Annotated in this window: 16 protein-coding genes; 13 read left to right on the top strand and 3 right to left on the bottom strand. The window is 62.3% G+C overall.

The features are described from left to right. Window positions 1-186 precede the first annotated feature (186 nt). From OO306_RS22205 to OO306_RS22185, 5 genes are all read left to right on the top strand, one after another. Window positions 187-699, top strand: a complete 513-nt coding sequence (locus OO306_RS22205) for an RNA polymerase sigma factor (protein ID WP_027595658.1) — start codon at window positions 187-189, stop codon at window positions 697-699. Between the two features lie 91 nt (window positions 700-790). Next, complete coding sequence (locus OO306_RS22200; RefSeq protein WP_099453039.1) at window positions 791-1,753, top strand: FecR domain-containing protein; 963 nt, start codon at window positions 791-793, stop codon at window positions 1,751-1,753. 150 nt (window positions 1,754-1,903) lie between these two features. Then, a complete protein-coding gene (locus tag OO306_RS22195) occupies window positions 1,904-4,492 on the top strand; it encodes a TonB-dependent receptor (protein WP_265969932.1) in 2,589 nt (862 codons plus the stop codon). 292 nt (window positions 4,493-4,784) lie between these two features. After that, window positions 4,785-5,378 carry a biliverdin-producing heme oxygenase gene (locus OO306_RS22190; RefSeq protein ID WP_027595655.1) on the top strand — a complete coding sequence of 198 codons (594 nt, stop codon included), beginning with the start codon at window positions 4,785-4,787 and terminating at the stop codon, window positions 5,376-5,378. A 54-nt stretch (window positions 5,379-5,432) separates the two neighbouring features. Then, window positions 5,433-5,846 (top strand): YbaN family protein, encoded by a 414-nt coding sequence (locus OO306_RS22185; RefSeq protein ID WP_027595654.1) that lies wholly within the window; start codon window positions 5,433-5,435, stop codon window positions 5,844-5,846. Here OO306_RS22185 and arcD (OO306_RS22180) read toward each other — a convergent pair. Further along, a complete protein-coding gene (arcD, locus tag OO306_RS22180) occupies window positions 5,826-7,253 on the bottom strand; it encodes an arginine-ornithine antiporter (RefSeq protein ID WP_265969931.1) in 1,428 nt (475 codons plus the stop codon). The two genes, OO306_RS22185 and arcD (OO306_RS22180), sit on opposite strands and share 21 nt — an antisense overlap. 432 nt (window positions 7,254-7,685) lie before the next feature. On the opposite strand from arcD (OO306_RS22180), the gene arcD (OO306_RS22175) reads away from it, so the two are divergent. The 6 genes from arcD (OO306_RS22175) to OO306_RS22150 all read left to right on the top strand — a co-directional run bounded on the left by arcD (OO306_RS22175) (window position 7,686) and on the right by OO306_RS22150 (window position 14,697). Beyond that, a complete protein-coding gene (arcD, locus tag OO306_RS22175; RefSeq protein ID WP_027595652.1) occupies window positions 7,686-9,113 on the top strand; it encodes an arginine-ornithine antiporter in 1,428 nt (475 codons plus the stop codon). A gap of 32 nt (window positions 9,114-9,145) precedes the next feature. After that, window positions 9,146-10,408 (top strand): arginine deiminase, encoded by a 1,263-nt coding sequence (gene arcA, locus OO306_RS22170; protein WP_019471749.1) that lies wholly within the window; start codon window positions 9,146-9,148, stop codon window positions 10,406-10,408. 69 nt (window positions 10,409-10,477) lie between these two features. Beyond that, complete coding sequence (locus OO306_RS22165; RefSeq protein ID WP_099453034.1) at window positions 10,478-11,488, top strand: ornithine carbamoyltransferase; 1,011 nt, start codon at window positions 10,478-10,480, stop codon at window positions 11,486-11,488. 176 nt (window positions 11,489-11,664) lie between these two features. Continuing rightward, window positions 11,665-12,594: a carbamate kinase gene (gene arcC, locus OO306_RS22160; RefSeq protein WP_085272675.1), complete on the top strand. Its 930-nt coding sequence runs from the start codon at window positions 11,665-11,667 to the stop codon at window positions 12,592-12,594. Between the two features lie 56 nt (window positions 12,595-12,650). Beyond that, a complete protein-coding gene (locus OO306_RS22155; RefSeq protein ID WP_265969929.1) occupies window positions 12,651-13,019 on the top strand; it encodes a DUF5064 family protein in 369 nt (122 codons plus the stop codon). A gap of 169 nt (window positions 13,020-13,188) precedes the next feature. After that, window positions 13,189-14,697 carry a sigma-54-dependent transcriptional regulator gene (locus OO306_RS22150; protein ID WP_027595647.1) on the top strand — a complete coding sequence of 503 codons (1,509 nt, stop codon included), beginning with the start codon at window positions 13,189-13,191 and terminating at the stop codon, window positions 14,695-14,697. Here the strand turns inward: OO306_RS22150 and OO306_RS22145 are convergent. Both OO306_RS22145 and OO306_RS22140 read right to left on the bottom strand, forming a co-directional pair. Beyond that, on the bottom strand, window positions 14,692-15,861 hold the full coding sequence (locus OO306_RS22145; protein WP_265969927.1) for an MFS transporter: 1,170 nt from the start codon (window positions 15,859-15,861) through the stop codon (window positions 14,692-14,694). The two genes, OO306_RS22150 and OO306_RS22145, sit on opposite strands and share 6 nt — an antisense overlap. Further along, entirely contained in the window at window positions 15,854-16,666 is an 813-nt protein-coding gene (locus OO306_RS22140) for an alpha/beta fold hydrolase (RefSeq protein WP_186703518.1), read from the bottom strand. The genes OO306_RS22145 and OO306_RS22140 overlap by 8 nt, the downstream gene beginning before the upstream one ends. A 122-nt stretch (window positions 16,667-16,788) precedes the next feature. Here OO306_RS22140 and OO306_RS22135 point away from each other — a divergent pair, with 122 nt between their 5' ends. Next, on the top strand, window positions 16,789-17,295 hold the full coding sequence (locus OO306_RS22135; protein ID WP_099428413.1) for a MarR family winged helix-turn-helix transcriptional regulator: 507 nt from the start codon (window positions 16,789-16,791) through the stop codon (window positions 17,293-17,295). A 25-nt stretch (window positions 17,296-17,320) separates the two neighbouring features. Next, on the top strand, window positions 17,321-18,259 hold the full coding sequence (locus OO306_RS22130; RefSeq protein WP_265969924.1) for a LysR family transcriptional regulator: 939 nt from the start codon (window positions 17,321-17,323) through the stop codon (window positions 18,257-18,259). Window positions 18,260-18,381: the final 122 nt, after the last annotated feature.

The following is an 18,381-nucleotide window of genomic DNA, read 5'->3' as shown; positions in this document are numbered from 1 at the left end:
AGAGGCCGGTACAGCCCAGCATTTTCGGTGCGTCTACCGGCCTCTTCGCAGCACAAGGCTGCTCCTACAAGGGGATGCGCTAGGTTGGGGTAACCACAATCTTTACCATTTCTAAACACTTCCAGACTTGACCTTTGGCACAGATGATAAGCATTATCATTAACCTTTCGTCGGCCAGGTCCCCCCGTGAGTCAGTCCCGGTTCAACTCCGTCTTCCTCGTCCAGCGCCTCACCCTACTGCGGACCCTGCAACGCATGGTGGGCAACCCCAGCACGGCCGAGGACCTGCTGCAGGAAACCTACCTGCGGGTGTCCCGTGCCTTGAGTGAGCGGCCCATCGAGCATATCGAACCCTTCGTGTTCCAGACTGCGCGCAACCTGGCCCTCGACCACCTGCGCGCACGCCGGGTGCAGGCGCGCATGCTGGTCGACGACGTGCCCGACGAGGTGCTGCACAGCATTGCCGCCCCTGCCAGCAGCAGCGAAGACGCCGCCCACGCCGAGCAGTTGCTCGAGCACCTCAGCGTCAGCCTCAACCAACTCAGCGAGCGCCAGCAGCGCATCTTTATCCTCAGCCGCCTGCATGGCGCCACCTACCTGGAAATCGCCGAGCAATTGAACGTCTCGGCCAGCACGGTTCAGAAGGAACTGAAACTGATCATGGCGATCTGCATGGGCGTCGCCGACCGCCTCAAGTGAAACGACCACCGGCCCGCCAGGCAACGCAAAGCGCTTGCCACACCCCGCCTTAGCCTTGATCATTCGTGAATAACCCTTTCAAGGATTCACCGTGACCGACCACCCCGCCCCTCGCCCGACACCCGCCGGGCTCAATGCCCGTGCCCGTGCCAGGGACGAGGCGCTGGACTGGCTGGTACGCCTGCAATGCGCCGATGCACAGGACACCCAGGCCTTCGAAGCCTGGCTCAGCGCCGCACCGGAAAACGCCGAAGCCTACGTTGAAGCAGAAGCGCTGTGGAATGGCATGCCGCTGCACCAGGCTGCCGTGCAACTGCATCAGGGCCAGCGTCGGTCGTTGCGCGGGCGCCTGCGCAGCCACTGGAAGCCCTTGGCCACCGCGGCAGTGCTGCTGGTCGGCCTGTTCACCCTCGGCAACCTGCCCATGCGCCTGCAGGCCGACCACCTGACCGTGGTCGGTGAGCGCCAGCGCCTGCAGCTGGACGACGGCGCAAAAGTGCTGCTCAACACCAATTCGGCGTTTGCCAGCGACCTGCGCGAAGGGCGTCAGGTGGCCCGTCTGCTCCAGGGCGAGGCCTACTTCCAGGTCCCTGAGGGCGGGCAAGTGCCGCTCGAAGTCCAGGCCGGCCCTTTGCGCGCCCAGGTGCGTGATACCGACTTTGCCGTGCGTTACCTGGACGGCGAAGCCCAGGTGCGGGTACAGCGCGGTGACGTTGACCTGCAGGCCGCCAGTGACCAGCGCATCCGCCTCAGTGCCGGCGACAGCATCAGCGTCGGCCCTCAGGGCTTTGGCCAGCGACAGCGCGCAGACATGCAAAAGGACCTGGCCTGGGTCGATGGCCGCCTGGTGTTCGAGAACTGCCCGTTGAGCCAGGTGCTGGCCGAGGTCAGGCGCTACTACCCCGGCTGGATCATCAACCGTAACGCCGGCCTCGAAGACGTCGCGGTGACCGGCAACTATCGCCTCGACCAACCGTTGGAAACCCTGCGTGCCTTGGCCCACATCACCTCTGCCCGGCTGCATGAATACCCCGCGGTGGTCATCCTCAACTGAGTGACCGCTGCATCCCTTGCCTGCACGATAAATTATTTTTACGCGATCGCGCTGCCCCGCCCGTCTCGTTATAGCCAATGCAACTGATTCTTGTTTGAAAACAAGAACGGTCATCACCTATAACAGTTCGCGCGTCTGGGAGCGCTTTCGATGTCCACAGGTCCAACTCGCCCGTCCACACTTTCCCGCCGTACAGGGCAATTGTCCCTGCTGAGCCTGGCCCTGCTCGCCTGCGGCGCCTGCAGCCTGCCGGCCCTGGCCGCCGAACCTGCCCAGGCCAGCAGCCCGCGCATGGGCGACTATCGCTTCAGCATCGGCCAGCAGCCGCTGGTCTCGGCCATCAATGCCTTCAGCCAAGTGACCGGCTGGCAAGTCGGTTTCAGTGCCGAGTTGGCCGATAACGTGGCTTCGCCAGGGGTGCAAGGCGCGCTGCCACCGGAAGCTGCGCTCAAGCGCCTGCTCAAGGGCACGGGCCTAGGCTATCGCAAGATCAGTAACGGCAATGTGGTGCTCGAACGCCAGACCACGGGCAATGTCATCGCCCTGCAGCAGGTGACTGTCAGCGCCACACGCAGCGCCCAGGACGTCAGCCAGGTGCCGAGCACCGTCAGCGTGCAGACCCGCGAGCAACTGGACCGGCAGAACGTCAACAACATTCAGGACCTGGTGCGTTACGAGCCGGGGGTTTCGGTGGCGGGTACCGGCCAACGCAGCGGCCTGAACGGTTACAACATCCGCGGCATCGACGGTGAGCGGATCCTCACCCAGATCGACGGCGTGTCGATCCCCGACAGCTTCTTCTACGGCCCTTACGCCCAGACCCAGCGCAACTATGTCGACCCCGAAATCGTCAAGCGCGTGGAGATCCTGCGCGGCCCGGCGTCGGTGCTGTACGGCAGCAACGCCATCGGCGGTGCGGTGAGCTACTTCACCCTCGACCCAGACGACATCATCAAACCCGGCAAGGACGTCGGCGCCCGCTTGAAGACCGGTTACAGCTCGGCCGACGAAAGCTGGCTGACCTCCGCCACCGTTGCCGGCCGCCAGGGCGACGTCGATGGCTTGCTGCACCTGAGCCAGCGCAACGGCCACGAGACCGAATCGTACGGTGGCCACAGCGGTGACGGCCTGGCCCGCACCGAAGCCAACCCGCAGGACGCGCGCACCACCAACGTGCTGGCCAAACTGGGCTGGAACTACGCCGACGACGCACGCCTGGGGTTCACCTACGAGCGTTACAAGGATGACCGCGACCAGAATATTCTCAGTGCGGTGGGTGGGCCGTTCATCGGTGGTACCACCGCGATGGGCTTCTACAAGGCGCGTAACGGCAACGACACCATTACCCGCGAGCGCTTCGGCATCAACCACGAGTTTGGCCTGGACTCGCTGGTTGCCGACCACGTGAAGTGGAGCCTGAACTACCAGATCGCCAAGACTGACCAGCACACTGAGGAAGTCTACGCGCCTATCACCCGCCAGGTTCTGCGCACCCGGGACACCACCTACAAAGACCGCCAGTGGGTGTTCGATGCCCAGCTGGACAAGGCCTTCAGCATTGGCGCTACTGACCACCTGCTGACCTACGGCACCACCCTCAAGCATGAAAAGGTTACCGGCTCGCGCAGCGGCACCGGCACCTGCCTGGCCGTTGGCGTGGGTTGCTCCGCCGCCGGTGCAGACCGCCCGGCAGACGGCCAGGCCCTGGTCAGCGACTTCCCGGACCCGACCGTGAACACCTACAGCCTGTTCGTCCAGGACGAAATCCGCTGGAACAACTGGACCTTCCTGCCCGGCGCCCGCTACGACTACACGCACATGGAGCCCAAGTTCACCGACGCCTTCCTGCGTGGCCTGGAGTCTACCGGCACGGCGCCTACCTCCCAGGACGACTCGGACAAGAAGTGGCACCGCGTCTCGCCCAAATTCGGCCTGACCTACGCCTTCAACGACAACTACACCTGGTACGGCCAGTACGCCGAAGGCTTCCGCACCCCGACCGCCAAGTCCATGTACGGCCGCTTCCAGAACCTGGAGCAAGGCTACCGCGTAGAGGGCAACCCGGGGCTTGAGCCTGAGAAGAGCAAAAGCTACGAAACCGGCCTGCGCGGCAACTTCGATGCCGGCAACTTCGATGTGGCGGTGTACTACAACAAGTACCGCGACTTCATCGACGAAGACGCCGTGCAAAGCGCCAACCTGGAGCAAACCTTCCAGGCCAACAACATCAAGCACGCCACCATCAAGGGCGCCGAGGTCAAGGGCCGCCTGAACCTGGATCACTTCGGTGCGCCGCAAGGCCTGTACACCCAGGGCTCGATTGCCTACACCTACGGCCGCAACGATGACACCGGCCAGCCATTGAACACCGTCAACCCGCTGAAGGGCGTGTTCGGCCTGGGTTACGAGCAGCAGAACTACGGCGGCCTGTTGAGCTGGACGCTGGTCAAGCGCAAGACCCGCGTGGACGACACCCACTTCTACGCGCCCGACGGTTCGAGCAGCAAGTTCCGCACCCCGGGCTATGGCGTACTGGACCTGACCGGCTTCTACAAGGTGACTGACGACGTCACCATCAACGCCGGCCTGTACAACCTTGCCGACAAGAAGTACTGGCAGTGGGATTCGGTGCGCAGCTACGACGGCCAGGGTGAAGCGGCTGTGACCCAGCCGGCCAACATGGACCGCCTGACCATGCCGGGGCGTAACTTTGGCATCAATGTGGTGTGGGATATCTGATCGCTTGGGTAGGCCTTGATTGTTGCAGTGCTTGAGATCGAGCGCCGCTTGCGCGGCGCTTCGCAGCACAAGGCTGCTCCTACATTTTTTGGGCCAATTACTCCTGAGGTAAGGGCGCACGCAAACAGGTGTAGGAGCAGCCTTGTGCTGCGAAGCGTCGCGCAAGCGGCGCTCGATCCCAAAGGCGCTACAACTCTCAAGGCTTACACCCGAAAACCCCAGTTTTTTTACTGTCCCGCCCCCGCTATTTCGTCTTGTCTCTAGACGCCCCCTTTTTCCAAGGACTGCCCCCATGACCGAACGCCCAGCCCTGCGCTCCCAGCGCCTCAACCAGATCACCCACGCCCCGCACGCCGAGCTGGATGCCCTGGTCAAGTCCCATGCGCCCTTCGACAGCCGTGAAAGCTTCGCCCGCTTCGTGGTCGCCCAGTACCTGTTCCAGTCCGAACTCAAGGCCTTGTACACCGACCCGCAACTGATCGCCATCGTCCCCGATCTGGCCGAGCGCTGCCGCGCCGAGCAGGCCCGCCTGGACCTCGCCGACCTCGACACCGAAGTGCCCGGCCCAGTGCCCGGCGCGGTACAAAATCCGAGCCTGGGCGAAGCCATGGGCTGGATCTTCGTCTCCGAAGGCTCCAAACTGGGCGCTGCGTTTCTGATCAAGCGGGCCGTGGCCCTGGAGCTGTCCGACAGCTTTGGCGCTCGCCACCTGGGCGAACCGGCCGGCGGCCGTGCCGAAGGCTGGAAACAGTTCACCCGTATCCTCGATGGCCTGGCGCTGTCGGCCGACGAAGAGGCCGCCGCCGAACGCGGCGCAGTCGCAGCCTTCGAGCGCTTCACCGAGCTGCTCAAACACGCCTATGCCGCGGATGCCGCGTTGGTCTGACACGCTATGCCCGGCCACCCCACCGGTGGCCGAACCGTTTTTTGCAGTGAGACCATGACCCGACCTGCCCGCTCGAAAATCGCCCGCCTGCTGTATGGAATCCTGGCTTACGTCAGCTTGGGGATAGGCCTGGTCGCGATCGTCATTCCTGGCCTGCCGACCACCGAGTTCATCTTGCTGGCCGCCTGGGCCGCTACCCGCAGTTCACCGCGCCTTTCTGCCTGGTTGGAGAACCATCGGTTGTTCGGGCCGATTCTGTTCAACTGGCGCAATGGCAAGGTGATCCAGCGCCGGGCCAAGGTCAGTGCGACCCTCAGCATGCTGCTGTGCGCGGGGCTGATGCTGACCTTCCTCGACCATCACTGGCCCGTGTTTCTGGCGATTGGCGGCATGACCCTGGGCAACCTGTGGATCTGGTCACGCCCAGAACAGGCCTGCCCTGCCGGGTCACAAGCTCAGCAACCCTGAATACAGGGCATACGCGGCCAGCGCAGCGCCCGCCAGCACCGCGGCAAAAATGAGCTTCTCCCACGTCGTGAACAGGGTCTGCCCCTGCTCGTGCTTGGCCCTGGCGAACAGAATCACCCCGGGGGCATACAACAGTGCCGACAGCAGCAGGTACTTGAGCCCACCGGCATACAGCAGCCACACCGCATACAGCAAGGCAACCGACGCCACCAGCAGGTCTTTGCGCCGCAACGCCGCTTGCCCGGCGTAGGTGTCTGCACGTACCGCCAACAACACCGCATACGCCGCTGACCACAGGTAAGGCACCAGGATCATCGAAGACGCCAGGTAGATCAGGCTGGTGTAGGTCCCGGCCGAAAACAGCGTGATCAGTAGAAACCCCTGGATCATGCAGTTGGTCAGCCACAGGGCGTTGGCCGGTACATGGTTGGCGTTTTCCTTGGCCAGAAAGCGCGGCATGGTCTTGTCACGCGCGGTGGCAAACAGGATTTCCGCACACAGCAACGCCCAGGAAAGCAACGCGCCGAGCAGCGAAATGGCCAAGCCGATACTGATCAGCAACGCACCCCACGGGCCGACGATGTGCTCCAGCACCGAGGCCAACGACGGGTTCTGCAACCCGGCCAGTTCCGGTTGGGTCATCACCCCCAGCGACAGCACGTTGACCAGCACCAGCAGCGCCAGCACCCCCAGAAAACCGATCACCGTGGCCTTGCCCACGTCCGAGCGGCGCTGCGCACGCCCGGAATACACGCTGGCGCCTTCGATACCGATGAACACGAACACGGTCACCAGCATCATGTTGCGCACCTGGTCCAGCACATTGCCGAACTGTGGGTTGCTCACGCCCCAGATATCACGGGTGAAGATATCGGCCCGGAACGCGAAGGCCGCGATGACGATGAAGATCAGCAACGGCACCACCTTGGCCACGGTGGTCACCTGGTTGATGAACGCCGCCTCCTTGATCCCGCGCAACACCAGAAAGTGCACCGCCCACAGCAGCAGCGAAGCACAGCCGATGGCGATGGGCGTGTTGCCCTCGCCAAACACCGGTAAATAAAACCCCAGCGTACTGAACAGCAGCACGAAATAGCCGACGTTGCCGAGCCAGGCGCTGATCCAATAACCCCAGGCCGACGAGAAGCCCATGTAGTCGCCAAAGCCGGCCTTGGCGTAGGCATACACACCTGAGTCGAGTTCGGGCTTGCGGTTGGCCAGTGTCTGGAACACGAATGCCAGGGCCAGCATGCCAACCGCGGTGATGCCCCAGCCGATCAGCACAGCACCCACATCGGCACGCGCCGCCATGTTCTGCGGCAGCGAGAAAATCCCGCCACCGATCATCGAGCCAACCACCAGTGCGATCAACGCGCCCAAGCGCAGTTTCTGTCCCGGTTCGCTCATGTGCCTCCCTTTTTCACCCGCTGTCATGCGTTTGCAACAGCCGTGGCGGCCATATAAAAGGCATGATTTATATTAAATAAGGCCATAAAAGCTATAGCAGTCATAACTGCTTTGTCTATGCGATACCTCAGTAAAAACTAGCAGCTACCCAGCAACTAGGGAAGAAACTGTTAAAACTCGAAATTCTTGTGAAAAATTTGCGAAAGCCTCAAAAACAGCTAGCTTCAAGCATCGCAGGCCGAACAGAGCGTTTGCTCTAGAAGGACATGGAGGTGCCAGCGTGCAAGGCCTGCAGCAAAGCTGTCGGCACTCTCCAGGAGCCACGTAAAGGATTTTTCCTACTTTACGTGCCCATGAACTGACCCAAGTCAGCGAATGGCGCAGGCGTCGGATTTACTCTGTCGTCAACTTTCTCCTGGCAGGAGTTGTTAAATGTCTGATTCATCCGGAAAACTAAAACTCGGTGCGTTAGTTGCACTGGTAGTGGGTTCAATGATTGGCGGCGGGATCTTCTCGTTGCCACAAAACATGGCGGCCAGCGCAGGCGTTGGTGCGGTGCTGATCGGCTGGGCAATCACTGCGGTCGGCATGCTGACCCTGGCGTTCGTGTTCCAGACCCTGGCCAACCGCAAACCTGACCTGGACGGCGGTGTGTACGCCTACGCCAAAGCCGGTTTCGGTGACTACATGGGCTTCTCGTCGGCCTGGGGTTACTGGATCAGTGCCTGGCTCGGCAACGTCGGTTACTTCGTGCTGCTGTTCAGCACCCTCGGCTACTTCTTCCCGATCTTCGGTGAGGGCAACACCCCCGCCGCGATCATTGGCGCCTCGATTCTGCTGTGGGCCGTGCACTTCCTGGTGCTGCGGGGGATCAAGGAAGCGGCGTTCATCAACCTGGTCACCACGGTCGCCAAGATCGTGCCGCTGGTGCTGTTCGCCCTCATCTGCCTGTTCGCCTTCAAACTCGATGTGTTCACCGCCGATATCTGGGGCCTGGGCACTCCGGAGCTGGGCAGCGTGATGAACCAGGTGCGCAACATGATGCTGGTCACCGTCTGGGTGTTCATCGGCATCGAGGGCGCGAGCATCTTCTCGTCACGGGCGGAAAAACGCGCTGACGTGGGCAAGGCCACCGTCATCGGCTTTGTCACCGTGCTGTTGTTCCTGGTGCTGGTCAACGTGCTGTCGCTGGGCATCATGACCCAACCAGAACTGGCCAAGCTGCAGAACCCGTCGATGGCCGCCGTGCTTGAACATGTGGTCGGCCACTGGGGGGCGGTGCTGATCAGCGTCGGCCTGATCATCTCGCTGCTGGGGGCGCTGCTGTCGTGGGTGCTGCTGTGCGCCGAGATCATGTTCGCGGCCGCCAAAGACCACACCATGCCGGAGTTCCTGCGCCGCGAAAACGCCAACCAGGTACCGGCCAACGCCCTGTGGCTGACCAACGCCATGGTGCAGATCTTCCTGGTCATCACGCTGTTCTCCAGCAGTACCTACCTGTCGCTGATCTACCTCGCCACCTCGATGATCCTGGTGCCTTACCTGTGGTCGGCGGCGTATGCCTTCCTGCTGGCACTGCGCAGCGAAACCTACGAGCAAGCCCTGGCCGAACGCAAGAAGGACCTGTTCATCGGCGCCGTCGCCTTGCTGTACGCCATCTGGCTGCTGTACGCCGGCGGCGTGAAGTACCTGCTGCTCTCGGCCCTGCTGTACGCCCCTGGGGCCATCCTGTTCGCCAAGGCCAAGCGCGAGGTTGGCCAACCCATCTTTACCAACGTGGAAAAACTGATCTTCGCGGCCGTGGTCGTCGGCGCCCTGGTGGCTGCCTATGGCCTGTACGACGGCTTCCTGACCCTTTGACCCACGTCTTCGCACACATGGAGGAATGAACAATGTCCGCTGAAAAACAGAAGTACGGTGTCCACTCCGAAGCCGGCAAACTGCGCAAAGTGATGGTCTGCTCCCCTGGGCTGGCCCACAAGCGCCTGACCCCGAGCAACTGCGATGAACTGCTGTTCGACGATGTGATCTGGGTCGACCAGGCCAAGCGCGACCATTTCGACTTCGTCACCAAGATGCGCGAGCGCGGCGTCGATGTGCTGGAAATGCACAACCTGCTGACCGACATCGTGCAGCAACCGGAAGCCCTCAAGTGGATCCTGGACCGCAAGATTACCTCTGACACCGTGGGTGTCGGCCTGACCAACGAGGTGCGTAGCTGGCTCGAAGGGCTGGAACCACGCCATCTGGCGGAGTTCCTGATTGGCGGCGTGGCCGGCCAGGACCTTCCAGTAAGCGAAGGCGCCGAAGTGATCAAGATGTACAACAAGTACCTGGGTCACTCCAGCTTCATTCTGCCGCCGCTGCCCAACACCCAATTCACCCGTGACACCACCTGCTGGATCTACGGTGGTGTAACGCTCAACCCGATGTACTGGCCTGCGCGGCGCCAGGAAACGCTGCTGACCACCGCCATTTACAAGTTCCACAAGGAGTTCACCGGTGCCGACTTCCAGGTCTGGTATGGCGACCCGGACAAGGATCACGGCAATGCCACCCTCGAGGGCGGCGACGTGATGCCAGTCGGCAAGGGTATCGTGCTGATCGGCATGGGTGAGCGCACCTCGCGCCATGCCATCGGCCAACTGGCTCAGAACCTGTTCGAGAAAGGCGCTGCCGAAAAAGTCATCGTCGCTGGCCTGCCGAAGTCCCGCGCAGCGATGCACCTGGACACGGTGTTCAGCTTCTGCGACCGCGACCTGGTAACGGTATTCCCCGAGGTGGTGAAGGAGATCAAACCCTTCATCATCACCCCGGACTCCAGCAAGCCCTATGGCATGAACATCGCGCCGCAGGACGCCTCGTTCCTCGAGGTGGTATCCGAGCAATTGCTGGGTAAGAAAGACAAGCTGCGCGTGGTCGAAACCGGCGGCAACAGCTTTGCCGCCGAGCGCGAACAGTGGGATGACGGCAACAACGTGGTGGCCATCGAGCCGGGCGTGGTCATCGGCTACGACCGCAACACCTACACCAACACCCTGCTGCGCAAGGCCGGTATCGAGGTCATCACCATCAGCGCCGGCGAACTGGGCCGGGGCCGTGGCGGCGGCCACTGCATGACCTGCCCAATCGTGCGCGACCCAATCGACTACTAACGACCATACGCCCGGCCGCGCCCACGAAGCGGCGGCCGGGATGTTTGCCAAACTCAAGGAGAAACTGTCATGGCGTTCAATATTCACAACCGCAACCTGCTCAGCCTCGAACATCACACCACGCGCGAGCTGCGCTACCTGCTGGACCTGTCCCGCGACCTCAAGCGCGCCAAGTACACCGGTACCGAGCAGCAGCACCTGAAGGGCAATAACATCGCCCTGATCTTCGAGAAGACCTCGACCCGCACCCGCTGCGCCTTCGAAGTCGCCGCCTATGACCAGGGCGCCAACGTCACCTACATCGACCCCAACTCCTCGCAAATCGGCCACAAAGAAAGCATGAAGGACACCGCCCGCGTGCTTGGGCGCATGTACGATGCCATCGAGTACCGCGGCTTCAAGCAAGAGATCGTCGAGGAACTGGCCAAGTTCGCTGGCGTGCCGGTGTTCAACGGCCTCACCGATGAATACCACCCGACCCAGATGATCGCCGACGTGCTGACCATGCGTGAGCACAGCGACAAGCCGCTGCACGACATCAGCTACGCCTACCTGGGCGATGCCCGCAACAACATGGGCAACTCGCTGCTGCTGATCGGCGCCAAGCTCGGCATGGACGTACGCATCGCCGCGCCCAAGGCGCTGTGGCCACACGACGACCTGGTCGAACGCTGCAAGAAATACGCGGAAGAAAGCGGCGCACGCATCACCCTCACCGAAGACCCGAAAGCGGCGGTCAAGGGCGTGGACTTCGTGCACACCGACGTCTGGGTATCGATGGGCGAGCCGATCGAAGCCTGGGGCGAGCGCATCAAGCAGCTCAAGCCTTACCAGGTGAATGCCGAGCTGATGAAAGCCACCGGCAACCCACGGACCAAGTTCATGCACTGCCTGCCGGCCTTCCACAACTCGGACACCAAGGTGGGCAAGCAGATCGCCGAACAGTACCCAGACCTGGCCAACGGTATCGAAGTGACCGATGACGTGTTCGAGTCGCCGGCCTGCATCGCCTTCGAGCAGGCGGAAAACCGCATGCACACCATCAAGGCGATCCTGGTGTCGACCCTGGCTGACCTGTAAGGGCTGACTCGACGGGAGGAACAACCCTGAACCCTGTGGGAGCGGGTTTACCCGCGAAAGCGTCAGCCCAGAAGACATCACTGGCCTTGCCGACGCATTCGCGGGTAAACCCGCTCCCACAGGGTCGGTGCCCGTCTTGGGAGCAGCACCCACTTTTCCGATAAAGGACATTCCCCATGCGTATCGTTGTTGCATTGGGCGGCAACGCCCTGCTGCGTCGCGGCGAGCCCATGACCGCTGACAACCAGCGCGCCAATATCCGCACCGCCACCGAGCAGATCGCCAAGATTCACCCCGGCAACGAACTGGTCATCGCCCACGGCAACGGCCCACAGGTGGGCTTGCTGTCGCTGCAGGCGCTGTCCTACAAGCCGGACGAAGCCTACCCGCTGGACGTGCTCGGCGCCGAAACCGAAGGCATGATCGGCTACATGATCGAACAAGAGCTGGGCAACCTGCTGGCGTTCGAAGTGCCGTTCGCCACCCTGCTCACCCAGGTCGAAGTGGACGCCAACGACCCGGCCTTCAAAGACCCGACCAAATTCATCGGCCCGGTCTATAGCAAGGAAGAAGCCGAACGCCTGGCCAAGGAAAAAGGCTGGGTGGTCAAGGCCGACGGCGACAAGTACCGCCGTGTGGTGGCCAGCCCCAAACCCAAGCGCATCTTCGAGATCCGCCCGATCAAGTGGCTGCTGGAAAAAAGCAGCATCGTGATCTGCGCCGGTGGCGGTGGCATCCCCACCATGTACGACGAAAACCGCAAGCTCAAAGGTATCGAAGCGGTCATCGACAAGGACCTGTGCTCGGCACTGCTGGCCGAGCAATTGGAAGCCGACCTTCTGATAATCGCCACCGACGTCGATGCGGCCTACATTGACTGGGGCAAGCCTACGCAAAAAGCCATTGCCCAGGCCCACCCCGACGAACTCGAACGCCTGGGCTTCGCCGCTGGCTCCATGGGGCCGAAGGTGCAGGCGGCCAGTGACTTTGCCCGCAACACCGGCAAAGTGGCGGTGATCAGCTCGCTGGAGAACATCGAAGACATCGTCAAAGGCACCGCCGGCACCCGGGTTTCCACCGCCAAGCCTGGGATCAGCTACCGTTGAATGCAGTGGGCGGGCGCCTGGCGCCCGCCATTTTCGACCTTCCAAAGGAGCTTGCCATGGCCCAGTACCACCCTGGTCATGTACACATCGAGCGCAGCGCGCTGAACACCAATGACCACAGCTATGACCTGAACATCGAATACGAGGCCGCGACGGACCCCAAGGAAGGCAGAGGCATTCAGTTCCGCATGCATGGCAGCATCGAAGGCAAGACGGTGGAGGAGAAGTTCTTCCTGCCCAAGGACCAGGTGCTGCCCAGCTTCCTCATGCTGCTGACCCGCAAGGCTCAGTCTTACCTGGCCCCGCCGAAGAAGTTCGAGAACCTGAGTTCACCGCACAAACTCTACGATTACATGTTCGCGGACATTCGCGAAAAGCTGGACGTGAAGTCGGGCGACGCGATCAAGCCTGAACATCTGGAGTGATTTCAGAATTTTGGGGCTGCTTTGCAGCCCTTTCGCGACGCAAGGCCGCTCCTACAGAACACGCGCTACCTTTGTAGGAGCGGCCTTGCGTCGCGAATGGGCCGCAAAGCGGCCCCGGCAATGTTAAGGCATACTAGCGCCCTCCCCGGCCATCACCGCAACCCTCCCCATGCGCATCCACGTCAGCTTCATCGACCGCGTCGGCATCACCCAGGAAGTCCTCGCCCTGCTCGGTGCCCGCAACCTCAATCTGGACGCCGTGGAGATGGTCCCGCCGAACGTCTACATCGACGCCCCGACCCTCAGCCCCGCCGTGCTCGAAGAGTTGCACGACGCCCTGTTCGAAGTGCAGGGCGTGCAGTCGGTGGATGTGGTCGACATCCTCCCGGGCCAACGCCGCCACCTGCAGCTCGACGCCCTGCTCGCGGCCATGAGCGACCCGGTGCTGGCGGTGGACAGCGCAGGCCTGGTGCTGCTGGCCAACCCGGCGTTGATTGCCCTGTGCGGGCGCGAGTCGGCCGGGCGCTCGGTGGGTGAACTGTTCGGCGACAACGGCCTGCTTCAGGCCCTGCAAGACAACAACTTCCACCTGCCAATGCGCGAGATGCAGCTCAATGGCCAGAGCCTGCTGCTCGACGCCACCCCCATCACCAACGCCGGCGGCCTGCTAACCCTGTACCCGCCGACGCGCATGGGCGAGCGCCTGTCGGCCTTGCACCATGACCACGCCGAAGGCTTCGATGCCTTGCTCGGTGAGTCACCGGCCATCCGTACCCTCAAAGCCCGTGCCCTGCGCGTGGCGGCCCTCGACGCACCCTTGCTGGTACATGGCGAGACCGGCACTGGCAAAGAGCTCGTGGCCCGCGCCTGCCATGCCATCAGCAGCCGCCATGCCGCGCCGTTTCTTGCCCTGAACTGCGCCGCGCTGCCCGAGAGCCTGGCCGAGAGCGAGCTGTTCGGCTATGCCCCAGGCGCCTTTACCGGTGCGCAACGCGGTGGCAAACCGGGGCTGATGGAACTGGCCAACCAAGGCACGGTGTTTCTCGACGAGATCGGCGAAATGTCGCCCTACCTGCAGGCCAAGCTGCTGCGTTTTCTCAGCGACGGCAGCTTCCGTCGCGTGGGTGGCGACCGTGAGGTGAAGGTGGATGTACGCATCATCAGCGCCACCCACCGCGACCTGGAGCGCATGGTGGCCGAAGGCACCTTCCGTGAAGACCTGTTCTACCGCCTCAACGTGCTCAACCTGCAGGTGCCACCGCTGCGCGACCGTGGCCAGGACATCCTGATGCTGGCGCACTTCTTCATGCAGCAGGCCTGCACGCAGATCCAGCGCCCACCCTGCCGGCTTACCCCAGCCACCCACTCGGCGCTGCTTGCCAACCCATGGCCAGGCAACGTGCGGCAGTTGCAGAACGTGATTTTCCGCGCTGCGGCCATCTGCGAAGGCAACCTGGTGGACATTGGCGACCTGGACATCGCCGGCACTTCGGTGGCCCGCGGCCAGGACGGCGAAGTGGCGAGCCTGGAGCAGGCTGTGGGCGACTTCGAGCGGGAACTCTTGCAGCGCTTGTATGCAAGTTACCCCTCAACACGGCAATTGGCCGGCAGGCTGCAGACTTCGCATACCGCCATTGCGCAGCGGCTGCGCAAGTACGGTATACCCGGAAAGTCATGAGGCCTGTTGAACAGCCCGAAGGTTATCAACCGGACGCAACAGGGTGCTCAACCCCAGCAGCACGAAGGCACCGATCATCATCACCGCCCAAGCCCAGTGCAATGAGCTGAGCTGGTCACGCACGATACCGGCGAGCAGTGGCATGCTGGCGGCGATCAGGTACCCACCACCTTGCACGAACGCCAACAGCGCACCGGCCTTGGACGGTGAATCCGCGTGGTCCATGGCAACGATCAACGAGAGAGGGAAAAGCGCCCCAATGCCCAGGCCCAGGCATACCGTCGCCACGGCCGCCAACGCTACCGGCGCGACCATCAGGCACGCCAACCCTGCTATCAACAACAAAATGACCAACACCAAGGGGTGCCTGCGGTCAGGAAAGCGCTGGATCAAGGATGACACGAGCAACCCGGCGAGCACTTCGGTGACGGTCAGTGCCCCCAGCAGGTAACCCGCCTCGGCCGCCGTCCACCCCAACTCGATGTAGAACGGCGGCAACCAGGCCAGCACCAAGGTGTAGGCACCTGTGCCAATGCCGAAGAACAGCAACAGCAGCCAGGCCCTCGCGCTGCGGTAGGGCAATGTGGCCGCCACCTGTCCGCCAGGGGTACCACGCGCTAGCAACAGCCAGACGATCAGGGCGACCAATGCCGGGACGGCAGCGTAGCCCAACGACAGTTGCCAGCCGAACAGGCTCGCGCCGGGTGCTGCCGTGGCGGCGGCCAACGCGGCGCCCGCCATGATGCCGGTGGTAAACAACCCCATCAGCATGCCGGCACTTTGCGGATGGCTGCCTTTGAGGAACGCTGGCATCAGCGCCTGAATGATCGCAATGCCGATACCGCCCAGTGCCGCCGTGGCGATGAGCGCTTCGGCAGTGCTGACGTAGGCGCGTGCAGCGCAGCTCAGCGCAATCAGCACGATGCCTGTCGCCACGCCCGTGGTCTCACCGACCAGACGCAGCAGCCAGGGGCCGGACAACGCGAACAGGCCCATCATCATCACCGGCAAGGTTGTCAGCAGGCCGGCTTGGGTATTGCTCAGCCCCAGGTCGTGCTGCAGCAACTGCAGCAGCGGGCCGATGGCAGCCATGACCGGCCGCAGGTTCAAGCCGATCAATATCGCCAGCAACCCGACGCAGGCTTTGTTGGGGGTATCAGACATGATGGAGGGGCTCCTGCAGAAACGCACCGGTTACCTGGTTGAATGCCTGTGCCAGTGGTACGTTGAATACGTGCCCCTCGCCAGCGAGGGTGGCCAGGCGAGCGTGACCGATGTTGCTGCAGATGGTTTCGGCCTCGGCGCTGGGGCTGATCGGGTCAAACTCTGCGGCGAGCACCAGTGTGGCAGCCTGAATGCGTTGCAAATCGCCAGTCAGGTCGTACTGCTTCATGCCCTCGCACCAGCGGACCTGGTTGTGCGCCCGTAACTGCGCCGCCTGGGCGTGCCACGCCTGGTAAAGCCGCTGACCATCGGGCGAGGCGGCGAAGTCCGCACCCACCAATGCAGGCCAGCTCGATTTGAAGCGCTTGAGGCAACCATCCTGCTTGTCCAAGGCGGCCGCCCACTCGCTGAGCAGCCCTCGGCGATGCGCTGTGCTCATGCTGGCGAAGGTGCCGGCAACGATCAGTTTCTCTACGGCGTGAGGTGCATGGCAGGCCATCTCAAGGGCCACCATGCCCCCCAGGGACAAGCCGATCAGCTGGATGCTGTCGAGCCCAAGGTGGTCCAGCAGCGCCAGCATCTCCAAGGCTTGGGCGTGCGCGGTGATGCCTTCGGGTGCATCACTGGATGCACCGTGCCCTAGCAGGTCGGGTACGATGACACGGTGCCCGAGGCCGAGCAGCGCGCTGAGCTGCGGCATCCACGCCCTGCCGCTGTTGCCCAACCCGTGCAGCAGGAGTACAGGGCTACCGGAGCCGGTGTCATGATAATAGTGACGATGCTGTCCATGTATGAAAAAAGCCATGCTGCCTCCTGATCCTTGAGCTTCACCGCGCCAAGATAGCTTAACGTTAAGATTGTTAAAAGGTGCGGGGGTTCAGAAGGTGCACTGGTTACACATTTCCAGGTTGAACGATGAGTGCAGCAATGAACGATCATGTCGATTTCGTCGTCGCGCAGTGGGCGCAGGCGATGCCTTCCGTGGATGTTTCCTCCATGGAGATCTTTGGCCGAATGGCGCGTATCAGCAAGCACCTGGAGCGCATGCGTGCAGAAGCCCTGGCGCAGTATGGTTTCAAGGAGGGCGAATTCGATGTCCTGGCAACCTTGCGCCGTGCGGGGGCGCCCTACCGCCTGACGCCAACCGAGCTGTATCGCTCGCTGCTGATAACGTCCGGCGCGATGACCAACCGCTTGGCGAGACTGGAAAGCGCCGGCATGGTCGAGCGCATTGCCGACAATAACGACAAGCGCAGCTCCCAGGTGGCCCTCACAGCACAGGGCAAGGCATTGATTGATAAGGCCGTCCTTACCCATACTGAGATCCAGGAGCTGGTACTGGCCCCCCTGAGCGCCGAGCAGCGAGCACACTTCGCTCAGCTGTTGAAGCAAATGCTCGCTCATCTGCCAGGTGAGGGTGCGCCCAGGCAATGAACTGGAAAATTCAGGAGGAATTTTCATGCTTCACAGCAATTACCTGAAGCAATTGGATCTGCAGGACATCGTGGTGTTCATCAACCTGCTCGAACTGCGCAGCGCCAAGCGGACTGCCGAATTGATGAATGTCAGCCAGCCCACCGTCAGTTATTGCCTGAAGCGCCTGCGCGGGTGCTTCGACGACACCTTGTTCTCGTCGTCGCAAGGGGTGCTGAAACCCACCACCAAAGCGGAAAAGATTGCCCCGTACCTGCGCGTGGTGGTCGAGTCCGTCAACCGCTGTGCCGAGGACGACAGCAGCGTCTCGCCACAAGCACAGCGCAAGATCTGGCGCATCTGCGCGCCCGAGTATTTCGAACTGTCCTTCTTGCCGCAGGCGCTGGCGGTACTGTCACGTACCCACGGCAATACCTCGCTGCACCTCGAACGCTTGAGCCGTGACCTGCCGGTGGACCGGCTGATTTCAGGCGACATCGACATTGCCATCGGCTTTGGCCCCGGCTATCACCAGATGCACCCCGAGCTGCAGTGGCAACCCGTGCTCAGCGATGATTTCGTGTGCGTAACCAGCCAAGGCATGCTGGCCAGTGAAGAGGCCATGAGCCTGGACGAGTTCTGTGCGTCGCCCCATGTGTTCCCGACACCGTGGATATCGGAAAAGAACATGGTCGACAGCTGGCTGGACAAGGTTGGCCGATCACGCAACGTGCTGGTGCGCGCCAACGGCTATCAGGCCTGCGTGAATATCGTGGCCGCCGTGCCCGCCACGGTGGCACTGCCCGCACGCCTGTTGCCGCACCTGCGCATCGCGCCTGGGCTTAAGGTGTGCAAACCGCCACTGGGGTTCCCCAGTTTCACCCTCGACATGATCTGGTCGCGCGACCGCAGCGACAGCAAGGATATTTCCAGCCTGCGCGCACTGGTCGAAGCGGTGGCGCAAACGCTGTTGACGGAACGATGACCCGCTTTATTAAATTTTCCCATCGCATTTAAATTTCTTAAAACCAGCAGCTTGTTCTTTTCACTTACTGTGAGGTCATCGGGTAGCGGTGTTCTACCTGACCCACAGTTCACGGAGGAATA

This window comes from Pseudomonas sp. DCB_AW (assembly GCF_026240895.1).
Lineage (GTDB): Bacteria > Pseudomonadota > Gammaproteobacteria > Pseudomonadales > Pseudomonadaceae > Aquipseudomonas > Aquipseudomonas kermanshahensis.
Note: the sequence above shows the minus strand (reverse complement) of the source record. Positions and strands in the feature narration are given on the sequence as shown.